Source organism: Christensenella hongkongensis (assembly GCF_000981035.1).
Lineage (GTDB): Bacteria > Bacillota > Clostridia > Christensenellales > Christensenellaceae > Christensenella > Christensenella hongkongensis.
This window is the reverse complement of the sequence record NZ_LAYJ01000121.1, coordinates 1-1286: the sequence shown is the minus strand read 5'-3', so window position 1 is coordinate 1286 and position 1286 is coordinate 1. Positions and strand designations below refer to the sequence as shown.

Below are 1286 nucleotides of genomic sequence, written 5' to 3'. Positions count from 1 at the left end.
GTTTGAGTGGAGCTGTCCTTAGTACGAGAGGACCGGGATGGACGTACCAATGGTGTACCAGTTGTTCTGCCAAGAGCATCGCTGGGTAGCTACGTACGGACGGGATAAACGCTGAAGGCATCTAAGCGTGAAGCCCCCCACAAGATAAGACTTCCCATCCTTTATGGAGTAAGGCCCCTTGTAGACTACAAGGTTGATAGGCTGGAGGTGTAAGTGCAGCAATGTATTAAGCTGACCAGTACTAATAGGCCGAGGGCTTGATCAACATTATGTTGATACACAGTCATATGATATGTTTAACTAAGACTTTTATCTCTTTACAATATTTCTACTATTTAGTTTTCAATGTGCTTTGTACATTAAAAATTTTATATTCCTCAGTAGCTCAGCGGTAGAGCATTCGGCTGTTAACCGAAGGGTCGTTGGTTCAAACCCAACCTGGGGAGCCATTATGAGGAAAAGACCTCATAAACAATTTCCGGTGGCGATAGCTAGAGGGATCCACCTGTTCCCATTCCGAACACAGAAGTTAAGCCTCTATACGCCCAAAGTACTTGGCTGGTGACGGCCCGGGAGGATAGGTAGCTGCCGGATTCTATTTTAAAAAACCTGCAATGAAAATTGCAGGTTTTTTGTATTAATGGTGCTTAAGCGTAAATAATCCTGCGGTTCTACCGCAGGAAGAGAAAAAGAGCTTTAGCATGAGAAAAACCTCCGAGTGTACAATTAGTAAAGGTTTGGCAACCGCATTACTAAAAACACGAGGAGGTTTTTGACATGAGTGAAATAAAAAGTTCAGCACATTCAAAATGGAGATGTCAATACCATATAGTATTCGCGCCCAAGTATCGGCGAAAAGAAATCTATGGGAAACTGAAGTCGGATATCGGCCAAATCTTGAGAAAGCTTTGTGCAGAGAAGAAAGTGGAAATACTCGAAGCAGAAGCTTGCCCAGACCACATCCATATGTTGGTGTGTATCCCACCGTATCTAAGTGTAGCACAGTTTATGGGATTTCTCAAAGGTAAGAGCAGTCTTATGATTTTTGACCGGCACGCTAATTTGAAATACAAATACGGCAGTAGACACTTCTGGAGCCGGGGATACTTTGTAGATACGGTAGGACGCAATGAACGTGCAATCAAGGAATACATAAAAAATCAACTGGAAGAGGACTATATAAAGGATCAAATTACGATGAAAGAGTATATGGACTCGTTTACAGGTAACAAGACCAAGTAGGCAAAAAAGACAGCCGCTTAAGCGGCTGCCCGAGATAGTAATGC

The 1286-nt window shown here is 43.0% G+C and carries 1 protein-coding gene, 1 tRNA gene and 2 rRNA genes; all 4 read left to right on the top strand.

Features of this window, described 5'->3' with window-relative positions; translation table 11 throughout:
* Window positions 1-265 (top strand): 23S ribosomal RNA (locus CHK_RS13115); the annotation flags it as partial.
* Between the two features lie 109 nt (window positions 266-374).
* Window positions 375-449 (top strand) — tRNA-Asn (locus CHK_RS13110).
* A gap of 28 nt (window positions 450-477) precedes the next feature.
* Window positions 478-594, top strand: a 5S ribosomal RNA gene (gene rrf / locus CHK_RS13105).
* A gap of 183 nt (window positions 595-777) precedes the next feature.
* Window positions 778-1242 carry an IS200/IS605 family transposase gene (gene tnpA, locus CHK_RS13100; protein WP_046444534.1) on the top strand — a complete coding sequence of 155 codons (465 nt, stop codon included), beginning with the start codon at window positions 778-780 and terminating at the stop codon, window positions 1240-1242.
* The last annotated feature ends 44 nt before the right edge of the window (window positions 1243-1286 follow it).